At 50.8% G+C, this 16,197-nt stretch carries 15 protein-coding genes and 1 pseudogene; 9 read left to right on the forward strand and 7 right to left on the reverse strand.

The genetic code is table 11. The features are described 5' to 3' along the window. Positions 1–2: 2 nt before the first annotated feature. From AC2T0J_RS06310 to AC2T0J_RS06320, 3 genes are read right to left on the reverse strand one after another with little or no spacing between them, the layout of a single operon-like run. Positions 3–1,025, reverse strand: coding sequence for an amidohydrolase family protein (locus AC2T0J_RS06310; protein WP_489809300.1), 1,023 nt, complete (start codon positions 1,023–1,025; stop codon positions 3–5). Positions 1,026–1,042: 17 nt separating this feature from the next. Continuing rightward, complete coding sequence (locus tag AC2T0J_RS06315; RefSeq protein WP_489809301.1) at positions 1,043–2,146, reverse strand: 4-oxalomesaconate tautomerase; 1,104 nt, start codon at positions 2,144–2,146, stop codon at positions 1,043–1,045. After that, positions 2,143–2,847 carry a 4-carboxy-4-hydroxy-2-oxoadipate aldolase/oxaloacetate decarboxylase gene (locus AC2T0J_RS06320; RefSeq protein ID WP_489809302.1) on the reverse strand — a complete coding sequence of 235 codons (705 nt, stop codon included), beginning with the start codon at positions 2,845–2,847 and terminating at the stop codon, positions 2,143–2,145. Before AC2T0J_RS06320 ends, AC2T0J_RS06315 begins: the two co-directional genes overlap by 4 nt. 128 nt (positions 2,848–2,975) lie before the next feature. On the opposite strand from AC2T0J_RS06320, the gene AC2T0J_RS06325 reads away from it, so the two are divergent. The 9 genes and pseudogenes from AC2T0J_RS06325 to AC2T0J_RS06365 all read left to right on the forward strand — a co-directional run bounded on the left by AC2T0J_RS06325 (position 2,976) and on the right by AC2T0J_RS06365 (position 11,820). After that, on the forward strand, positions 2,976–4,163 hold the full coding sequence (locus tag AC2T0J_RS06325; protein WP_489809303.1) for a LysR family transcriptional regulator: 1,188 nt from the start codon (positions 2,976–2,978) through the stop codon (positions 4,161–4,163). A 463-nt stretch (positions 4,164–4,626) separates the two neighbouring features. Beyond that, a pseudogene (locus AC2T0J_RS06330) lies at positions 4,627–4,833 on the forward strand (hypothetical protein); the annotation flags it as partial. 10 nt (positions 4,834–4,843) lie between these two features. Further along, on the forward strand, positions 4,844–5,104 hold the full coding sequence (locus AC2T0J_RS06335) for a hypothetical protein (protein ID WP_489809304.1): 261 nt from the start codon (positions 4,844–4,846) through the stop codon (positions 5,102–5,104). 24 nt (positions 5,105–5,128) lie between these two features. After that, a complete protein-coding gene (locus tag AC2T0J_RS06340; protein WP_489809305.1) occupies positions 5,129–5,281 on the forward strand; it encodes a hypothetical protein in 153 nt (50 codons plus the stop codon). 52 nt (positions 5,282–5,333) lie between these two features. Then, positions 5,334–5,597, forward strand: a complete 264-nt coding sequence (locus AC2T0J_RS06345; protein WP_489809306.1) for a hypothetical protein — start codon at positions 5,334–5,336, stop codon at positions 5,595–5,597. Next, positions 5,590–6,624 carry a cupin-like domain-containing protein gene (locus AC2T0J_RS06350; RefSeq protein ID WP_489809307.1) on the forward strand — a complete coding sequence of 345 codons (1,035 nt, stop codon included), beginning with the start codon at positions 5,590–5,592 and terminating at the stop codon, positions 6,622–6,624. Before AC2T0J_RS06345 ends, AC2T0J_RS06350 begins: the two co-directional genes overlap by 8 nt. A gap of 7 nt (positions 6,625–6,631) precedes the next feature. Continuing rightward, positions 6,632–8,158, forward strand: coding sequence for a tryptophan halogenase family protein (locus tag AC2T0J_RS06355; RefSeq protein ID WP_489809308.1), 1,527 nt, complete (start codon positions 6,632–6,634; stop codon positions 8,156–8,158). 22 nt (positions 8,159–8,180) lie between these two features. Continuing rightward, complete coding sequence (locus tag AC2T0J_RS06360) at positions 8,181–9,176, forward strand: aldo/keto reductase (RefSeq protein WP_489809309.1); 996 nt, start codon at positions 8,181–8,183, stop codon at positions 9,174–9,176. A gap of 175 nt (positions 9,177–9,351) precedes the next feature. Further along, entirely contained in the window at positions 9,352–11,820 is a 2,469-nt protein-coding gene (locus AC2T0J_RS06365) for a glycoside hydrolase family 9 protein (RefSeq protein WP_489809310.1), read from the forward strand. Positions 11,821–11,877: 57 nt separating this feature from the next. Here the strand turns inward: AC2T0J_RS06365 and AC2T0J_RS06370 are convergent, their stop codons facing one another. The 4 genes from AC2T0J_RS06370 to AC2T0J_RS06385 form a co-directional block, all read right to left on the reverse strand. Next, positions 11,878–12,870 carry an aldo/keto reductase gene (locus AC2T0J_RS06370; protein WP_489809311.1) on the reverse strand — a complete coding sequence of 331 codons (993 nt, stop codon included), beginning with the start codon at positions 12,868–12,870 and terminating at the stop codon, positions 11,878–11,880. A 38-nt stretch (positions 12,871–12,908) separates the two neighbouring features. Beyond that, positions 12,909–13,853: a Gfo/Idh/MocA family oxidoreductase gene (locus tag AC2T0J_RS06375; protein WP_489809312.1), complete on the reverse strand. Its 945-nt coding sequence runs from the start codon at positions 13,851–13,853 to the stop codon at positions 12,909–12,911. Positions 13,854–13,904: 51 nt separating this feature from the next. Beyond that, positions 13,905–14,798, reverse strand: coding sequence for an amidohydrolase family protein (locus AC2T0J_RS06380; RefSeq protein WP_489809313.1), 894 nt, complete (start codon positions 14,796–14,798; stop codon positions 13,905–13,907). A 361-nt stretch (positions 14,799–15,159) separates the two neighbouring features. Further along, positions 15,160–16,047 carry a helix-turn-helix domain-containing protein gene (locus AC2T0J_RS06385; RefSeq protein ID WP_489809314.1) on the reverse strand — a complete coding sequence of 296 codons (888 nt, stop codon included), beginning with the start codon at positions 16,045–16,047 and terminating at the stop codon, positions 15,160–15,162. Positions 16,048–16,197: the final 150 nt, after the last annotated feature.

Below are 16,197 nucleotides of genomic sequence, written 5' to 3' on the forward strand. Positions count from 1 at the left end.
AATCAGCCAATACCAAGTTCTGTTAACTTTTTATCCAGGCCCGGATAAACCCGGCGCGCATTGCCGGAATAGACTTGCTTACGCTGCTCGTCGGTTAAGTCAAGCGCATCGATATAGCGTTTAGTATCGTCAAAGTAGTAACCAGTTTCCGGGTCAATGCCACGTACTGCACCAATCATCTCGGAGCCAAACAAAATATTGTCGAGATCGATCACTTCAAACAAAAGGTCGATACCCGGTTGATGGTATACACAGGTGTCAAAGAACACATTCTTCATCAGGTGCTCGCGCAGCGGCGGTTGCTTAAGCATGTCTGCCAGGCCGCGATAGCGCCCCCAATGATAAGGCACCGCACCGCCACCGTGGGGAATAATAAAGCGCAGCTCCGGGAAGTCTTTGAACAGGTCGCCCTGTAATAACTGCATAAATGCAGTGGTATCGGCGTTCATATAGTGGGCGCCGGTGGCATGGAAATTTTCGTTACACGAGCCAGATACATGGATCATGGCCGGGACATCCAGCTCTACCATCTTTTCATAAAAGGGATACCAGCTTTTGTCGGTCAGCGGCTTGGAAGTCCAGTGACCACCGGATGGGTCCGGGTTGAGGTTACAACCGACAAACCCCAGTTCTCTTACACACCGTTCCAGTTCTGCAACAGAGTTTTTAATCGGCACACCCGGTGACTGGGGTAGCTGACACACCCCAATGAAGTGCTGCGGGTACAGGTCAACTACCCGGGCAATCAGGTCGTTACAGGCGCTGGTCCATTGTTTTGAGACCGCCTCGTCACCAATATGGTGGGCCATAGCTGACGCCCGGGGCGAGAATATGGTCATGTCTGAGCCGCGTTCAATTAGCAGTCGCAGCTGGTTCTTCTCAATACTTTCCTGAATTTGCTCGTCACTGATGTGCGGCACTTCAGGCAGTGCTTTGCCATCCTTATAAGCTTTTAACTGCGCTTCGCGGAACAACTGTAATGGTTCCGGCGCAGTGGTGTAATGGCCGTGGCAATCAATAATCATAATGTGCGCCTTGTTCTTTATTCATTAAATCCGTTAGGGGTAAACGCGCTATCGGGGATCATCACTTCCCCGCGCATCAGCATTCGCGCCGTTCTCAGTAAAGCAGCCCGACGTACGTTAAGCGTATCGGCAGACTCAGCACCTTCTACGTCCATGGCAACGGTAAACTGGCCGGTAGGGTGTTCTATTTGTAGGGCATCAAATCCAGTATCCTGCCCGGCAAGATACTCATTGCCCACCGCGCCTTCGATAACGCAGGCCGTGGCTACACTAACCGAGGCCAGCACACCAATGGCGTCATGCACGCGATGCGGGATAAACGAACGGGTATTCACCAGCCCGCCTTTTACCGCAGGCGATAACAGGGTCATTTTCGGTACCGTTTTGCTGGTCACGTCGCCAAGATTCATTTTTTTACCAGCCTGTAAACGAATGCCTTCTATCCGACTTTTCAGCTCAGCCATGGCTTCAATTTGTTCGGGCGTCTCGGTGCCGGTAATATCAAAATCACTCGCATTCAAAAGGACCACCGGCATTCCATTATCGATACAGGTCACCGTAATACCGTCGAAGGTGTCGGTCACATTCCCGGTAGGTAATAAGGCACCACAACTGGAGCCGGCAATATCGAGAAAGTCGATTAATACCGGCGCAGCCCCACCGGGCACACCATCAATTTCAGCATCGCCTTCATACACCGATTTACCGTCTTTAACCTGTACCCGGGCTACCGCCAGTGCCCCAGTGTTTACCATGTGAATACGTACGTCGGTGCTACCTTCACATGCAGCCACCAAGCCCTCATCAATTGCAAAGGGCCCGACACCCGCAAGAATATTGCCGCAATTCTGAGCACTACTGACTACCGCTTTATCTACCACTACCTGCAAAAACAAATAGTCTACATCCGCATCGTCCCGCGTAGATGGACTCACAACGGCGACTTTACTGGTAAGTGGATGGGCACCGCCTACCCCGTCAATCTGGCGACTGTCTGGCGAACCCATGGCGGCCAGTAATACCTGATCTCGAACGGCATTGTCTGCAGGCAAATCCTTAGCCTGAAAATACAAGCCTTTGGACGTACCGCCACGCATTAAACTACAGGGAATGGATCTCACGCTTTCTTACCGCTGATATGTTCTTCATAGCTCACATAACGCAAGCCTTTTTCAGCCAGGCGCTCGCGCATATTATAAATATCCAGCCCCAGCTCACCATTAGCCAGTCGCTCACGTTTAGACTCTTCGTTAGCCACCCGCTTCAGAACTTTCTCGTGCACGTCGTCGGCTTCCTCGCGGGCAACCACCACCACACCATCTTCATCAGCCACCACCATATCGCCAGGATTCACCAGTGCACCGGCACACACTACCGGCACATTCACGCTGGCAATGGTTTCTTTTACCGTGCCCTGCGAATAAATAGCTTTAGACCAGACCGGAAAACCCATTTCTTGCAGCGTAGCGGTATCCCGAACGCCACCGTCTATCACCAGCCCTTGTACACCTCGCGCTTTTAGTGAAGTCGCCAGCAGGTCACCAAAAAAACCATCGATACACGGGCTGGTAGGAACCACCACCAACACATCACCGGTCTGACACTGCTCAACTGCAACATGAATCATCCAGTTATCGCCCGGCGCAACCTGACAGGTGACCGCAGGCCCGGCTATCTTTGCCGGCTTGTAGATTGGTCGGATGGTCTCGTTCATCAAGCCTTTACGTCCCTGAGCTTCATGCACAGTAGCCGTCTCGGCATCTGCGTAATTATCAATAGTTTGTTTTGAAGGGCGGGGACACCCGGTAACACATACCGCCATAACTGCCTCAGTAATTTTAGTTTTTGATGAAATCAGTATGCGCCCGAAGGCGCTGAAATTCCGTTAAGAAAGATGTGAAATTCCATTAGGATTTTCTATAATGAAAAAAAACCTTAAAGAGACATGCTGTGCTATTTAATATCCGACACCTATTCTGCGCTCTTGAAATTCGCAAGCATGCTAATCTCTCCGAGGCGGCCAGGCATGTTCACCTGACCCAGTCAGCGCTAACTCAAAGCATTCGAAAACTGGAAAAGTCTATTGGTGTGTCATTATTTACGCGCGCCACTACGGGGATGTATGTTACCCCTGAAGGTGAGGTTTTTCTGAATCGTTTTGAGCGCGGTTTTGCTCATATAGAATACTTTGCCAACACGCTTTTCAATGCCGATCGCACTGCCCGGTTAATCTTTTTACGGGGCATTGGCGGCCGCCAGTTAGCGGCTCTTATCCAGGTAGTTGAGCACCAAAGCTACACCGCTGCCTCACGCGTGATGGGCCTGACGCAGCCAACCCTGCACCGCACCATAAAGGAGCTCGAGACCCTGTGTGGGCAGAGTTTGTTTACCCGTTCACCAACCGGTGTTGAAGCCACCTGGCGCGCTCGTCAGCTAAGCCGTTTGGCTGGTCTCTATTTTGCTGAACTGCAACAAGGGCTCGACGAATTGCAGGAGCTCGCGGGCTCTGGCCACGGCTCTCTTAAACTTGGCAGTCTCCCATTAACCCGCACCAGTATTATCCCTAATGCGGTGCTCAAGCTCACCGAACTGGCACCGCAGGCACACATCAACATTTTGGATGGCCCCTACGAAGAACAGTTGCATGCCCTGCTTCATGGTCAGATTGATATTTTGGTCGGTGCACTGCGCTTTCCCCCACTCAGTGACGAAATTACCCAGCATCACCTGTTCGATGACAATTTATCGCTGGTTTTCAGAAATGGCCACCCGCTGGCTTCTCAACCCGCGCTTAACAGTAACGACTGGTCATCACTAAAATGGGTAGTGCCTAAAACCGGTACGCCGGCCAGAGCCATTTTTAAAGATTTGTTCGGTTCGATGAATTTACCTGTGCCTGGTGACATTATTGAGTGCAGCTCTTTGGTTGCCACCCGAGGCTTGCTTATAAACAGTGACCGCGCCGCATTGCTACCGGCCCGACAGGTTGAAGTAGATGTTCAGGCCGGCCTACTTGCGGTAAGCCCTGTACAACTCGGCGATCCGGCCCGACAGATTGGCTACACGCTGCGTAAGGGGTGGACCCCCACCAGATTGCAGGCCAGTTTTCTGACCATTCTGGAACAATCTACCTGTTAAGCTTGCGCGTGCCGAATACATTGTAGAACCGCCCTTAGCAAAGTTACGCCCTGCTCAGACTTTGTTTTTTCGCTGCGATCATTGTCAGTAAACCCAACCGGATTGAGGCGTTCAATGCAGAATTTTAACCGGTACCCCCCGCGACTTTTTAACACTTAGCTTGTGAGTTGTCGCTACAACGCAAAAGAAGATTCTGACAATCCGCCTGCGCCATTAAAGGCGCATAACGTGATTAATAGAAATTACGTTGTGAAAAAAAATAATGGCAGCTAACTACTATCTCGTTACCATTCGTTAACATTTTGCTTACGCTTCGCCATAACGTATCGAACCTAGTCAAAAAACAAGGCCAGCAGGGCGTAAGCAGGTGATTAAGAATAATGAATGGGCACACATGAATACTAAATTTTCATAAAAAACGATACTTACACAAAGCATATCGTTGTTGCTTGCCACCAGCGTTATGTTGCCGGCCATGGCACAGCGAGCAACGCCGGACGATGATGTAGTCGAGGTGATTGAGGTTACCGGTCTGCAATCCAGTCTTACCGAGGCAGTATCAATCAAACAAAACTCAGTCGGTGTGGTCGACGCCATTGCAGCCAAAGGTATTGGTCACTTTCCGGATACCAACCTGGCTGAATCATTACAGCGTATTACCGGTGTCTCCAGGTGCCGAGGTGTCAGTACAACACATCTTTGCTGAGAGCGGTTTTGGTGTACAGGCTAACTACACTATAGTTCGTGGTGACATTGGATTTGGTCATCCAAATGTCTCGCAGTTTGCACTGACCGGCCTGAGTGACACCGCCAACCAGGTACTGTTATACGAACACTATGGCTGGACTGCCCGTTTCGCACTGAACTGGCGTGATGAATTCCTCAACCGGGCTAACTATAAAAGCGCCAACAACCCGGCATATATTGAGGATTATTATTAAATTGATGCTAACGTAAGTTATGAAGTGAGCGAAAACCTTACGGTATTTGAGGAAGGCACTAATATTACCGGCGAAAACAGCCGTGAACATGGCCGAACCGCTAACCAGCTGCGGTATCTCGAGGACCTCGGTGCGCGCTACCAGTTAGGCGCCCGAACACCTTCTGATAACAGCTAAAAGGAATACAAGGCCACTTCGATGGCCTTCTTGCGTTTGAAAGAGGTAAGCAATGAACAATAACAACTATGCCCTGCTGGACAATATAACTCACAAAGACTTACGTGTCATACCGCACTACAGCGCCGAATTTGGCGACAATGTTGCCTCTGTCCCCGTGTTTGCCACGGTGCTGGCACAAACCGATTTATCCACCTTACATCAACGCTATTACCTGCTGGGGTTATATCAGGCGATGACGTCACTCAGTAACATCCAGACTCTGATCGATCTGAAAAACATCCGCAAGCAACACGAGCAACAAGCCTATGTCTGACACTCTGTCTGCCATCAGTACACCGGTAAAAACAATACCAGCGGGCGATGCGCCAGCTGCATCTGAGCTGGCACAGGCAGGTGAACCTGTTGTCCTGCGCAGTATTGCTAAAAACTGGGCACTTACCAACCACGCAACACTAGGTCCGGCCAAAGCTGCTGCCTACCTTAAGCCTTTCTATAATGGCCGGCCCTCCATGCTATATCGGGCTCCTTCGACTATTCATGGCCGCTACTTTTACACTGAAGAAGCTAACGCTTTGAATTACCAAAGCGTCCACGGCCAGGTCGATGCTTTTCTGGACGAACTGGCAAGCGAGCCCCAGGATGAATCGCTCTACATGGCCTCAGCCCCGTTGGATAAGTTTTTCCCGGGCCTGAAAGAAGCCGTTCGGTTTAGCGACACTCCGCAATTGAATCCAGACGCAAAGTACGATCCACTGGTGAGTATCTGGGTAGGCAACCAATCACTGGCATCCTGCCACTTCGATAACATGGAAAATATCGCCTGTTGCGTGGCAGGTCGTCGGCGACTGGTTATTTTTCCCCCCGAACAAATAGGCAATCTGTATCCAGGCCCGGTAGAACGGACTCCGGGCGGTCAGGTTATCAGTATGGTCGACTTTCATCAGCCCGATTTCGCCCGTTATCCACGCTTTGCCAAAGCGCTTGAGCACGCCCAGATTGCCGAACTTGAACCGGGTGACGGCATATTCATCCCCAGTATGTGGTGGCACCAGGTAGAAGGCCTCAGCAACTTTAATGTGCTGGTGAATTACTGGTGGTCGCAGGCGTCACCTCTGACGGGTTCCGGTATGCCTGCGCTGTTTCATGCCATGCTTGCCATTCGCGACAGACCAGAGCGTGAAAAAGCAGCCTTTAAGGCACTGTTCGAGTATTACGTGTTTGGCGATCCCAGTCTGCCCCATGAGCATTTGCCACCAGCAGGTAAAGGCGTACTGGACAGCATAGACGACATCACCGCCCGGCGTTTACGCGCCATCATTATGAATCAATTAAATAAGTAGCCAGAGCATGACAACACAGCCTAAACAAATAGTGATAGCCGGCGGCGGCACCGCAGGATGGATAGCCGCGGCTGCGCTGGCCCGCAAAATGGGGCCGTTGGTGAATATCAGACTGGTTGAATCCAGCACGATTGGCACTATTGGCGTGGGTGAAGCGACCATTCCGCCCTTGCGCACATTTCACAAGCTGCTGCAAATAGACGAGCAAGCCTTTATGCGCGCAACATCAGCGACCTTCAAGCTGGGTATTCAGTTTGAAAACTGGGGGCGCATTTCCGAGCAATATATTCATTCCTTTGGGATGACGGGCCAGCAAAGCTGGCTTGCCGAGTTTGTTCACTTTTACCTAAGCGCCAAAGCCCGCGGCTTAGAAGGCGACTACGGTGATTATTGCTTTGAGCTGGAAGCCGCTCGCCAGCATAAATTTGCCACCTCAGCACAAAGTAATATCCAGTATGCCTACCACCTGGATGCCGGTAATTATGTGGATTTTTTAAAACGTTTTTGCAGCCCTCTGGGCGTTACTCACTGTGATGGCGTCATCAGTCAGGTTATCCAGCACGACAACGGCGATATCAAAGCACTCAGGCTGGCCAGTGGCGAAACCATTGAGGGCGATTTTTTCATTGACTGTACCGGTTTTAAAGGATTGCTTATTGAGGAAACTTTGCATACCGGCTATGAGGACTGGTCGCAATGGTTACTCTGTGACAGCGCTTGTGCCGTGCAAACCACCAGCACCGCTCCGGCAGCTCCCTTTACCCGCTCGGCTGCCCATCATGCCGGTTGGCAGTGGGAAATTCCGCTGCAGCACCGAACTGGCAATGGCAATGTTTACAGCAGCGCATTTATGGATGACAACGAAGCCAGCACGCAACTCATGCAGAACGTGAAGGGCGAAGCGATTACCACGCCCAGAACCCTGCGCTTTAAAACCGGCCGGCGCAATAAAGCCTGGCATCGCAACTGTCTGGCCCTGGGGCTGGCCAGCGGGTTTGTGGAACCCTTGGAGTCCACCAGCATTCACCTGGTTATCATGGGCATTACCCGGTTTATGCAACTGTTTCCCCACACCGGTAATAATCAGGCACTGGTTGATGAGTACAATCAGCAAACCCAACTTGAGCTCGAACGTATTCGTGATTTTATTATTCTGCATTATCACGTGACAGACCGCGACGACAGCCCGTTCTGGAACCATTGCCGAAACATGTCTGTACCAGATTCCCTGCAAACTCGTATTGCGCTGTTTAAAGAGCAGGCTCATGCCTTCCAGAAGCAAAACGAGTTATTCCGGGTCGACTCCTGGGCGCAGGTAATGCTGGGACAGGGCGTCACGCCGGAGCATCATCATCCTGCAGCCGCTATGTTATCCGATACCCAACTTAACCAGTCCATGGCGCAGCAACGCCAACGGGTACTGCAGGCGGTCGCTCAATTACCCGCCCACGAGGAATTTATCCGCCACTATTGCGCCATACCCGAAAAGAAGGCCGCTCAGATCGGAGCGGCGCCGCGTGATTTGCCAATTTAATGAAGTACAAGGAGCAGATTCAATGTCAGTAAAGCCACTCCCATCACGCCAGTTGGGCGCATCCAAGTTTGAAGTCAGTGAAGTCGGCTTAGGTTGCTGGCAACTTGGAGGTGATTTCGGGCCTATAGATGAACTCACGGCCAAAGCCATACTCGAACAAGCCGTCGCTGACGGCATCAATTTTTTCGATACCGCCGATGTCTATGGTGGCGGGCGCAGTGAAAGCTATGTGGGCGAGGTATTAGCCAGTATTGCCCCCGATGCGGTTATCGCGACCAAGTACGGGCGCGGTGAAGGCACTTACCCGAATGGGTATTCATTGCAGGACCTGCGAGACTCAGTGAAACGCGCGCAGGACAGACTGCAACGGGACAGCCTGGATTTATTACAACTCCACTGCATTCCTGAGCAGGTACTTAGCGAAGGCGTTATTTTTGACTGGCTTCGGGAAATACAGCAGGAAGGCCATATTCAACACTTCGGTGCCAGCGTGGAAACCCTGCGCGAAGCGCATATTTGTTTACGGCACAGCGACCTGACGTCACTCCAAATTATCTTTAATCTGATGCGCCAGCGCCCGGTAACCGAGCTACTGGATCAGGCTGCCGATCAACAGGTGGGCATAATCGTCCGCCTGCCCCTTGCCAGTGGCATGTTAACGGGTAAGTTTGATCAGCACACCCGCTTTGCCGACAGCGATCACCGTAACTTCAATAAAGACGGCGAAGCCTTTAGCGTAGGCGAAACCTTCAGTGGAATTGAATTTAACAAAGGTCTGGCACTGGTAAAACAGTTGGAGCAGTTTAAGCCTGCCGAATTAAACATGGCCCAGTTTGCCATGCGCTGGATACTGGATCATCCAGCTGTGTCGGCGATTATTCCCGGTGCCAGCTCGGCCAGACAGGTTTCCCAAAATGCCGCCATCGCAGGGTTAGCACCGCTCGACAAACACCTGCATAAGGCCCTCTATGAATTTTATCTGCAGGACATAGAACCACAAATCCGCTGCGAAGTTTAGCGTTATTCCCCTTACTGTAGTCAGTGACATGCGCTTGCATTGCAGTTGTCACTGACTGCCGGATTTCGATAGCCTGCCAGTCTGACGAAATCACAATAGCAATAACCGATACCGTAATTTTAATTGCCCGCCAGATTGATAACCTTTTGTTTACAATTAAAAGAGGAGAGACTGCGTGCTAAAACCACTTCTTGCTGTCGCTATTGCCAGCGCTTTTGCCACTGCATCAACGCTAACCCTGGCGGCTACCCCTAAGCTTAATGATAAGCAGTACTTCAGCCAGCCAAGTCTGGATGTGGTGGTGTTTAGCAACTGGTACAATGGTTTATTTGGTGATTCAAAAATTAGTGGTATTGAGCTGATTCATTTTGGTGAGCGCACCGCCACTAACGGCGATGTGCGCCTCAGTGCAACCCCGGAGCAATGGGACCCAATCCCCACATTTGTGGAGCGCAAAGTCGATAAGAAGTCTGGCAGCATTAGTGCCACCCTTGCCTATCCCGAGTTTAATTTCACCTACACCATCACCGCCACGCCTATCGATAACGGTGTTGAAATTACCTTATCGTCACCTAATCCATTACCGCCCGTGCTGGAAGGAAAAGCAGGATTTAATATGGAGTTTCTGCCCGCCACATACCGGGAAACCAGCTTTCTCGCCGATGGCAAACCAGGCAGCTTTCCGCTCTACCCCACTGGCGTAAAAGAAATGATCGGACAACATGAGCCTGAACCGCTGGCCACCGGACAACACCTGGTACTGGCACCGGAAAACGCGCAGAAACGAGTGTCCATTGTGTCAGAATCGCTGCCTTTGGCGCTTTATGACGGACGCGCTAAGGCCCAGAATGGCTGGTATGTGGTGCGTGGCCTGCTACCCGCCGGAAAAAGCGGCACGCTGGCTAAATGGCAGCTAACGGCGAGTACCGATGATAGCTGGTTACGCGCCCCGGTCATTGGCCATTCGCAGGTGGGTTATCTGCCGCAACAAACCAAGCGGGCAGTCATCGAACTGGATGCCAGAGCCTCACTTTCAGGCGAGGCCGAGTTATTACGGGTTAACCCTGACGGTACGACCACCACCGTTAAAAAACGCAAGCCGGAAAAGCATGACAACTACACGCGTTATCAGTACGCCGTATTTGATTTCAGCGATGTAACCACCAGTGGTGTTTATCAGTTACGCTATGGTGAAACCACCACTGCGGCATTTTCCATCGACCCAACCGTTCTGGATAAAGCCTGGCATCCGACCCTGGACCACTACTTTCCGGTGCAAATGGACCATATGCTGATTAACGAGGCATACCGGGTATGGCATGGCGCTTCCCATCTGGACGATGCGCTCCAGGCTCCGGTTAATCATACCCACTTCGATTTGTATGCTCAGGGACCGACTACCGATACCCCTTACGAACCTGGTGAGCATATTCCGGGCCTTAACGTGGGCGGCTGGTATGACGCTGGTGACTATGACATTCGCACGCAAACCCAGTATCACACCATTACGTCACTGGTGCAGGCATGGGAGGAGTTTGGCCTGACCCGCGATACCACGCTGGTCGATTACAAACGTAAGTATGTGGATATTCATGTCCCAGACGGTAAACCCGATCTGCTGCAACAAATTGAACATGGTAGCCTGGCATTGTTGGCGCAGTATAAAGCGGTTGGTCACGCTATCCCGGGGATTATCGTACCCGATTTGAGCCAGTATACGCATCTCGGCGACGGTCTCACCATGACCGACAATCTAATCTATGATCCGACTATGACCGACACCGAGTCAGATGGTATACACAGCGGCGTATTTGACGACCGCTGGGCATTTACCAGTAAGTCCACACCATTGAACTACGGCGCTATGGCAGCATTGGCTGCGGCAAGTCGAGCCATGGCAGACTACAAACCTGCGTTAGCTACCGAGTTCCGCGAAACCGCTATTGCAGCCTGGCAGGAGGAAGCAAGTCATGCACCGGATATGTTTAAGGTGGGTAATACCACTGGCGGTAGCCTTGAAGAAGAAAAACTCAAAGCAGCGGTAGAGCTTCTTATCACCACCGGCGCCCCCCAATACCAACGTGTGGTGAAAGACTTGCTTCCCTACGTCGAAAGTGAATTCAGCCGCGCTGCGGTGACTGCCATTCGTGCCTTACCGTATATGGACCAATCCTTCCGCAAGCGTATCCGCCGGGCAGCGGAGAACTACAAACCAGCCCTTGAAGCGGCCACAACCAGAAATCCCTTCGGTGTAACCATTACCGAGTATGGCTGGGCAGGCAATTCTACCATTTTGCAAATGGCAAACACGCAATACTATTTGCATTCCGCCTTCCCGGACCTGTTTGACACGGAGTTGATTTATCGCTCACTCGATTATCTGTACGGTACGCATCCTGACTCCGACATTTCCTTTGTCTCTAATGTAGGCACGGTGTCCAAAAAAGTGGCTTACGGAATGAACCGGGCAGATTATTCGTTTATCAGCGGCGCAATTGTACCAGGCGTATTAATTCTGAAGCCCGACCTGCCGGAAAACAAGGAAAACTGGCCGTTCCTGTGGGGTGAAAATGAGTATGTGATTGACGTTGGCGGGCTTTACCTGTTCACAGTCAACGCTGCCCTGGCTCTGGCTGAAAGATAAGTCATATCATCCGGTTATTGCAGCTCACCCTTTACGGGGTGAGCTGTTTGCTGCCGTTTACGCGTCGGCGAAATCCTCAGTATCAATATCGGCTTGCGCACCAGCCGGATACCGGTCACCTTTCACTGTTTGGCGATTAATCAGAGCATCTGCTTGGGCGAGTATATCGGCTGGCAGGAGCAGGCCGCTGGCCTGTATATCTTCCATAAGATGCGCTTCGCTGCTGGTACCTGGCAGGGCATGAATATGTTCACCTTGCGCCAGTATCCAGGCTAGAGCCAACTGCGCCGGCGTAACGTCTGCAGAGCTGGCCAGTGCTGCGAAGTCGGCAAACAGTTGCTGGTTAGCTGTCCAGTTATCGCCCTGAAAACGCGGCATGCCTTTCCGAATATCACCGTCGCCCATGTCTGCAGGGCTGATACCACCAGCCAGATACCCTCTGGCCAGTGGGCTGAATGCCACAAAGTCCACACCCAGCTCTTTACAGGCATCGAGTACTGCAATTTCAGCATTGCGGGTCCACAGAGAATACTCGGTTTGCAGCGCCGCAATGGGGTATTCGCCATGGGCTTTTCTCAGCGTTTCCGCCGAGACTTCCGATAACCCAATAGCGCCAATTTTGCCGGCTTTAACCATGTCACCTAATGTCCCCACACTTTCCTCTACCGGCACATCCGGATCAATGCGATGCAGGTAATACAGGTCGATATGATCCGTTTGCAGGCTGGTTAGCGCGGTATCAAGCGTAGCCTTTAAGGTTGCCGGATGGCCATCGATGGTACGTTTACCATTGACGCCGGTCATACCGCATTTACTGGCCAAAAAGATATCCTTGCGGAAAGGCTTTATGGCTTCACCCACCATCTTTTCATTACTGCCAAAACCATACAAGGCAGCCGTATCGAAATGAGTGACGCCAGCTTCAAAGGCTTTGGTAAGCAGGCTGGTTGCCGTAGCCTGGTCGACCTTTTTGGCATAGGCATGGTTGAGGTTCATACACCCCAGGCCAATTTCTGATACCAGACGGCCAGCCAGTTTGCGTTGTAACATAGGGCTAATCCTTTCAGTTTACAGGGTACAGGTATGCATTACTGAGCGTTTAACTGTTGCTCCAGTTCATACAGTACACGATAACAGTCAAAGACTTTGGCAACACTACTGTTTGGTTCACGGCCTTCGTTAATGGCTGCCACAAACTCGCGGTCCTGCAACTCAATGCCATTCATCGACACATCCACCTGAGACACATCAATGGGGTTTTCCCGACCATCAACCAAATCATCATAGCGGGCAATATAAGTGCCATTGTCACAGATGTAACGGAAAAAGGTACCTAACGGCCCGTCATTGTTGAACGATAATGATAACGTACATACCGCACCATTTTCGGCCAGCAACTGAATCGACATATCCATGGCGATACCCAGTTCCGGGTGGATCGGGCCCTGAATAGCATTAGCCTTAACCACTTTCGCACCGGCCTGATAAGCGAACAAATCCACCGTGTGCGCAGCATGGTGCCACAGCAGATGATCGGTCCATGAGCGCGGCTCACCCTTAGCGTTGATATTCTGACGACGGAAGAAGTAAGTCTGCACATCCATTTGCTGAATGTTAACCTCACCGGCGGTGATTTTATTATGCACATACTGGTGTGAAGGATTGAAACGACGGGTGTGTCCCACCATGCAAACCTTGCCGGTTTCTTCCTGTACTTTTAACACTTCCTGCGCATCTTCCCAACTGTCTGCCAGTGGAATTTCAACCTGCACATGTTTACCTGCTTTCATACAGGCAATCGCCTGGGCAGCATGCATTTGTGTAGGAGTACACAGGATAATGGCATCAGCGTCGCTTTCAAGCGCCTCTTCCAGCGACGTATACACATTGGGGATGGCATATTCGTCTGCCACCGCCTGCGTTTTCGCAGCATCACGACCTACCAGGCCAACCACTTCAGCGCTATCAATATTCTTCAGACCATCTAAATGCTTAATGCCAAACGCACCTGGTCCTACAACAACAATCTTCATAAAAACTCCCGTTTCGTTACTACCGGCGGTAATACCTTGCCGGCACGGTGTCTAATCCGCCCAGTACAGGCGCATAGGGTTATCAATCAGTAATTTTTTCTGCAATGCCTCTGTCGGCGCAATTTTGGGGATCATATCCACCAGATGACCATCATCAGGCATGTGCGATTTCATATTCGGATGCGGCCAGTCTGTCCCCCACAGCACGCGATCAGGGAAGCGCTCAACCACCGTTCGCGCAAAAGGAACCACATCTTCGTAGTTACCTTCCAATCCGACTTGCGAGATACGCTCCGGACAGCTCACCTTGCTCCAGAAGTTTTCATTCTCTTCCAATAGCTTCAAAAACAGCGCGAACTCAGGACCCTCTAACGGCTTGGTAACATCCGGACGGCCCATATGATCAACTACCACCGTTGTGGGTAATGCAGTAAAAAAGTCATATAACTCAGGTAACTCCTGAGCTTCAAAATAGATCACAATATGCCAGCCAAAGGGCTTTATTTTGTCGGCAATAGTGGCAAGGGAATCAAACGGCAACGCGTCCACCAGGCGTTTTACGAAGTTAAACCGTACTCCACGAACCCCTGCATCGTGCAGGCTTTGCAGTTCTTCACTGGTAATGTCCGCCGTAACGGTTGCCACACCGCGAGCCAGGCCATTGGAATGATTCAGGGCGTCTACCAGCGCCCGATTATCAGCACCATGACAAGTCGCCTGTACAATCACATTGCGGCTGAAGCCAAGATAATCACGTAATGCCCACAGTTGATCCTTCGAAGCATCACAAGGGGTGTACTTACGTTGTGGCGCAAAAGGAAACTGATCACCCGGACCAAATACATGACAATGCGCATCCACCGCGCCTTCTGGTACTTTGTAAGCTGGTACCGATGGTGACTGATGCCAGTGCAACCAGTCAGCATCCACAACAAATTGGCTCATGGCCTGCTCCTGAGTATGGGTTGCCCATTTATGCCTGTTGGGTAGCAACCTGTTGATTTAGCGAACGTTCAGCTGTTCCAGAAAACCAACCTGACTAAAAAGTACAATTGAAAGATATAAACCTACAATTGCGCTGTTGGCAATGTAACGCTGAGACTGTTTAGTATTTAGCACACAGTATGCGCCACCTGTGCTGGCCTTGCAGTTTAGAAAACTGCAAAACACCATTAGTTTTTTCTATATAGATAATTTTTAAACACACACAACCCGAACAAAAATAGCAAACAAAGTTAATATATTTCAATATATTAATTAAAAAAACGAATCACAAAACGGTAATATAGAGCAATTAATCTTGTCATTATTTGCGCTTCTGCTGGCGGAATTCACCGGCAGTTATACCCGCCATCTGCTTGAAGAAACGACAGAAGTAACCGGTGTCTTTAAAACCCAGTGTCAGTGCAATTTCATCAAGCGTCTGCTGAGTATAAATTAACCGCCGCCGGGCTTCACTGATCAGGCGCTGATGCACCAGTCGTTTAGGCGTTTGCGAGAGTTGCTGACGACAGATGCGGCTTAGGGTAGACACTGAAACGAAGAGCTTTGCGGCATATTCATCAATGGTTATATGATCCTGGTAATGCTTGTCGATGAGTTCGCGAAAGCCCAACAGAATACGGTTTTCCCTGCCGGAAGGCCCGCTTTGCACCGAGTCGAGCTGGCGTTGCCGGGCAATCGTGATAAATAACAACTTTAATAATAAACGAATAGTGGCAGAGGCCCCAGGATCGCTGATGTGCATTTCATCAGCCAGCATCATCAGGTAACTAAAATACCGCTCCGCCTGGCGGGCACTGCGAAACTCAATGGTCTGTGGTAACCACACCAACTGGTTAAATGCACTGATGTCCTCGCCCATTTCCATATTGGTGATCACATCAGCATTGATGGATAGCACAAAGCCTTTAGTATTGGGCGCAAAGTGAAAACCGTGCACCACACCAGGCGGCAGGGTAACCACCCAGTTACCCGATAGATTATGCACCTCGTCATCCAGTTGCACCTGCCACTGACTGTCAAAAACGCAAATGATCTGGGCCAGATTAGCGTGTCGGTGGGGTTTAATTTCCCAGCCTAAGTCGGCACTGCGCGACTGAATATCCTCCAGATGCACAAAGTCCGGCTGCATGCGCATAAATGACTCACCGTAGAGATCATAAAACGGGATGTGCTTTTGCGTTGTCGTCAAAGCGCTTCTCCTGGTGCTCACACAGTTGCTATCAACCATGACAAAAATTTAACATGTGATTAAAAAGTACAACATCTTAACGCATAAGTGAATAACAATTACAGTCACCGTCCTCCACTATTGAATTATCGCAATTAATTTGTTCAACGG

The organism is Alteromonas sp. ISO5, from assembly GCF_058105165.1.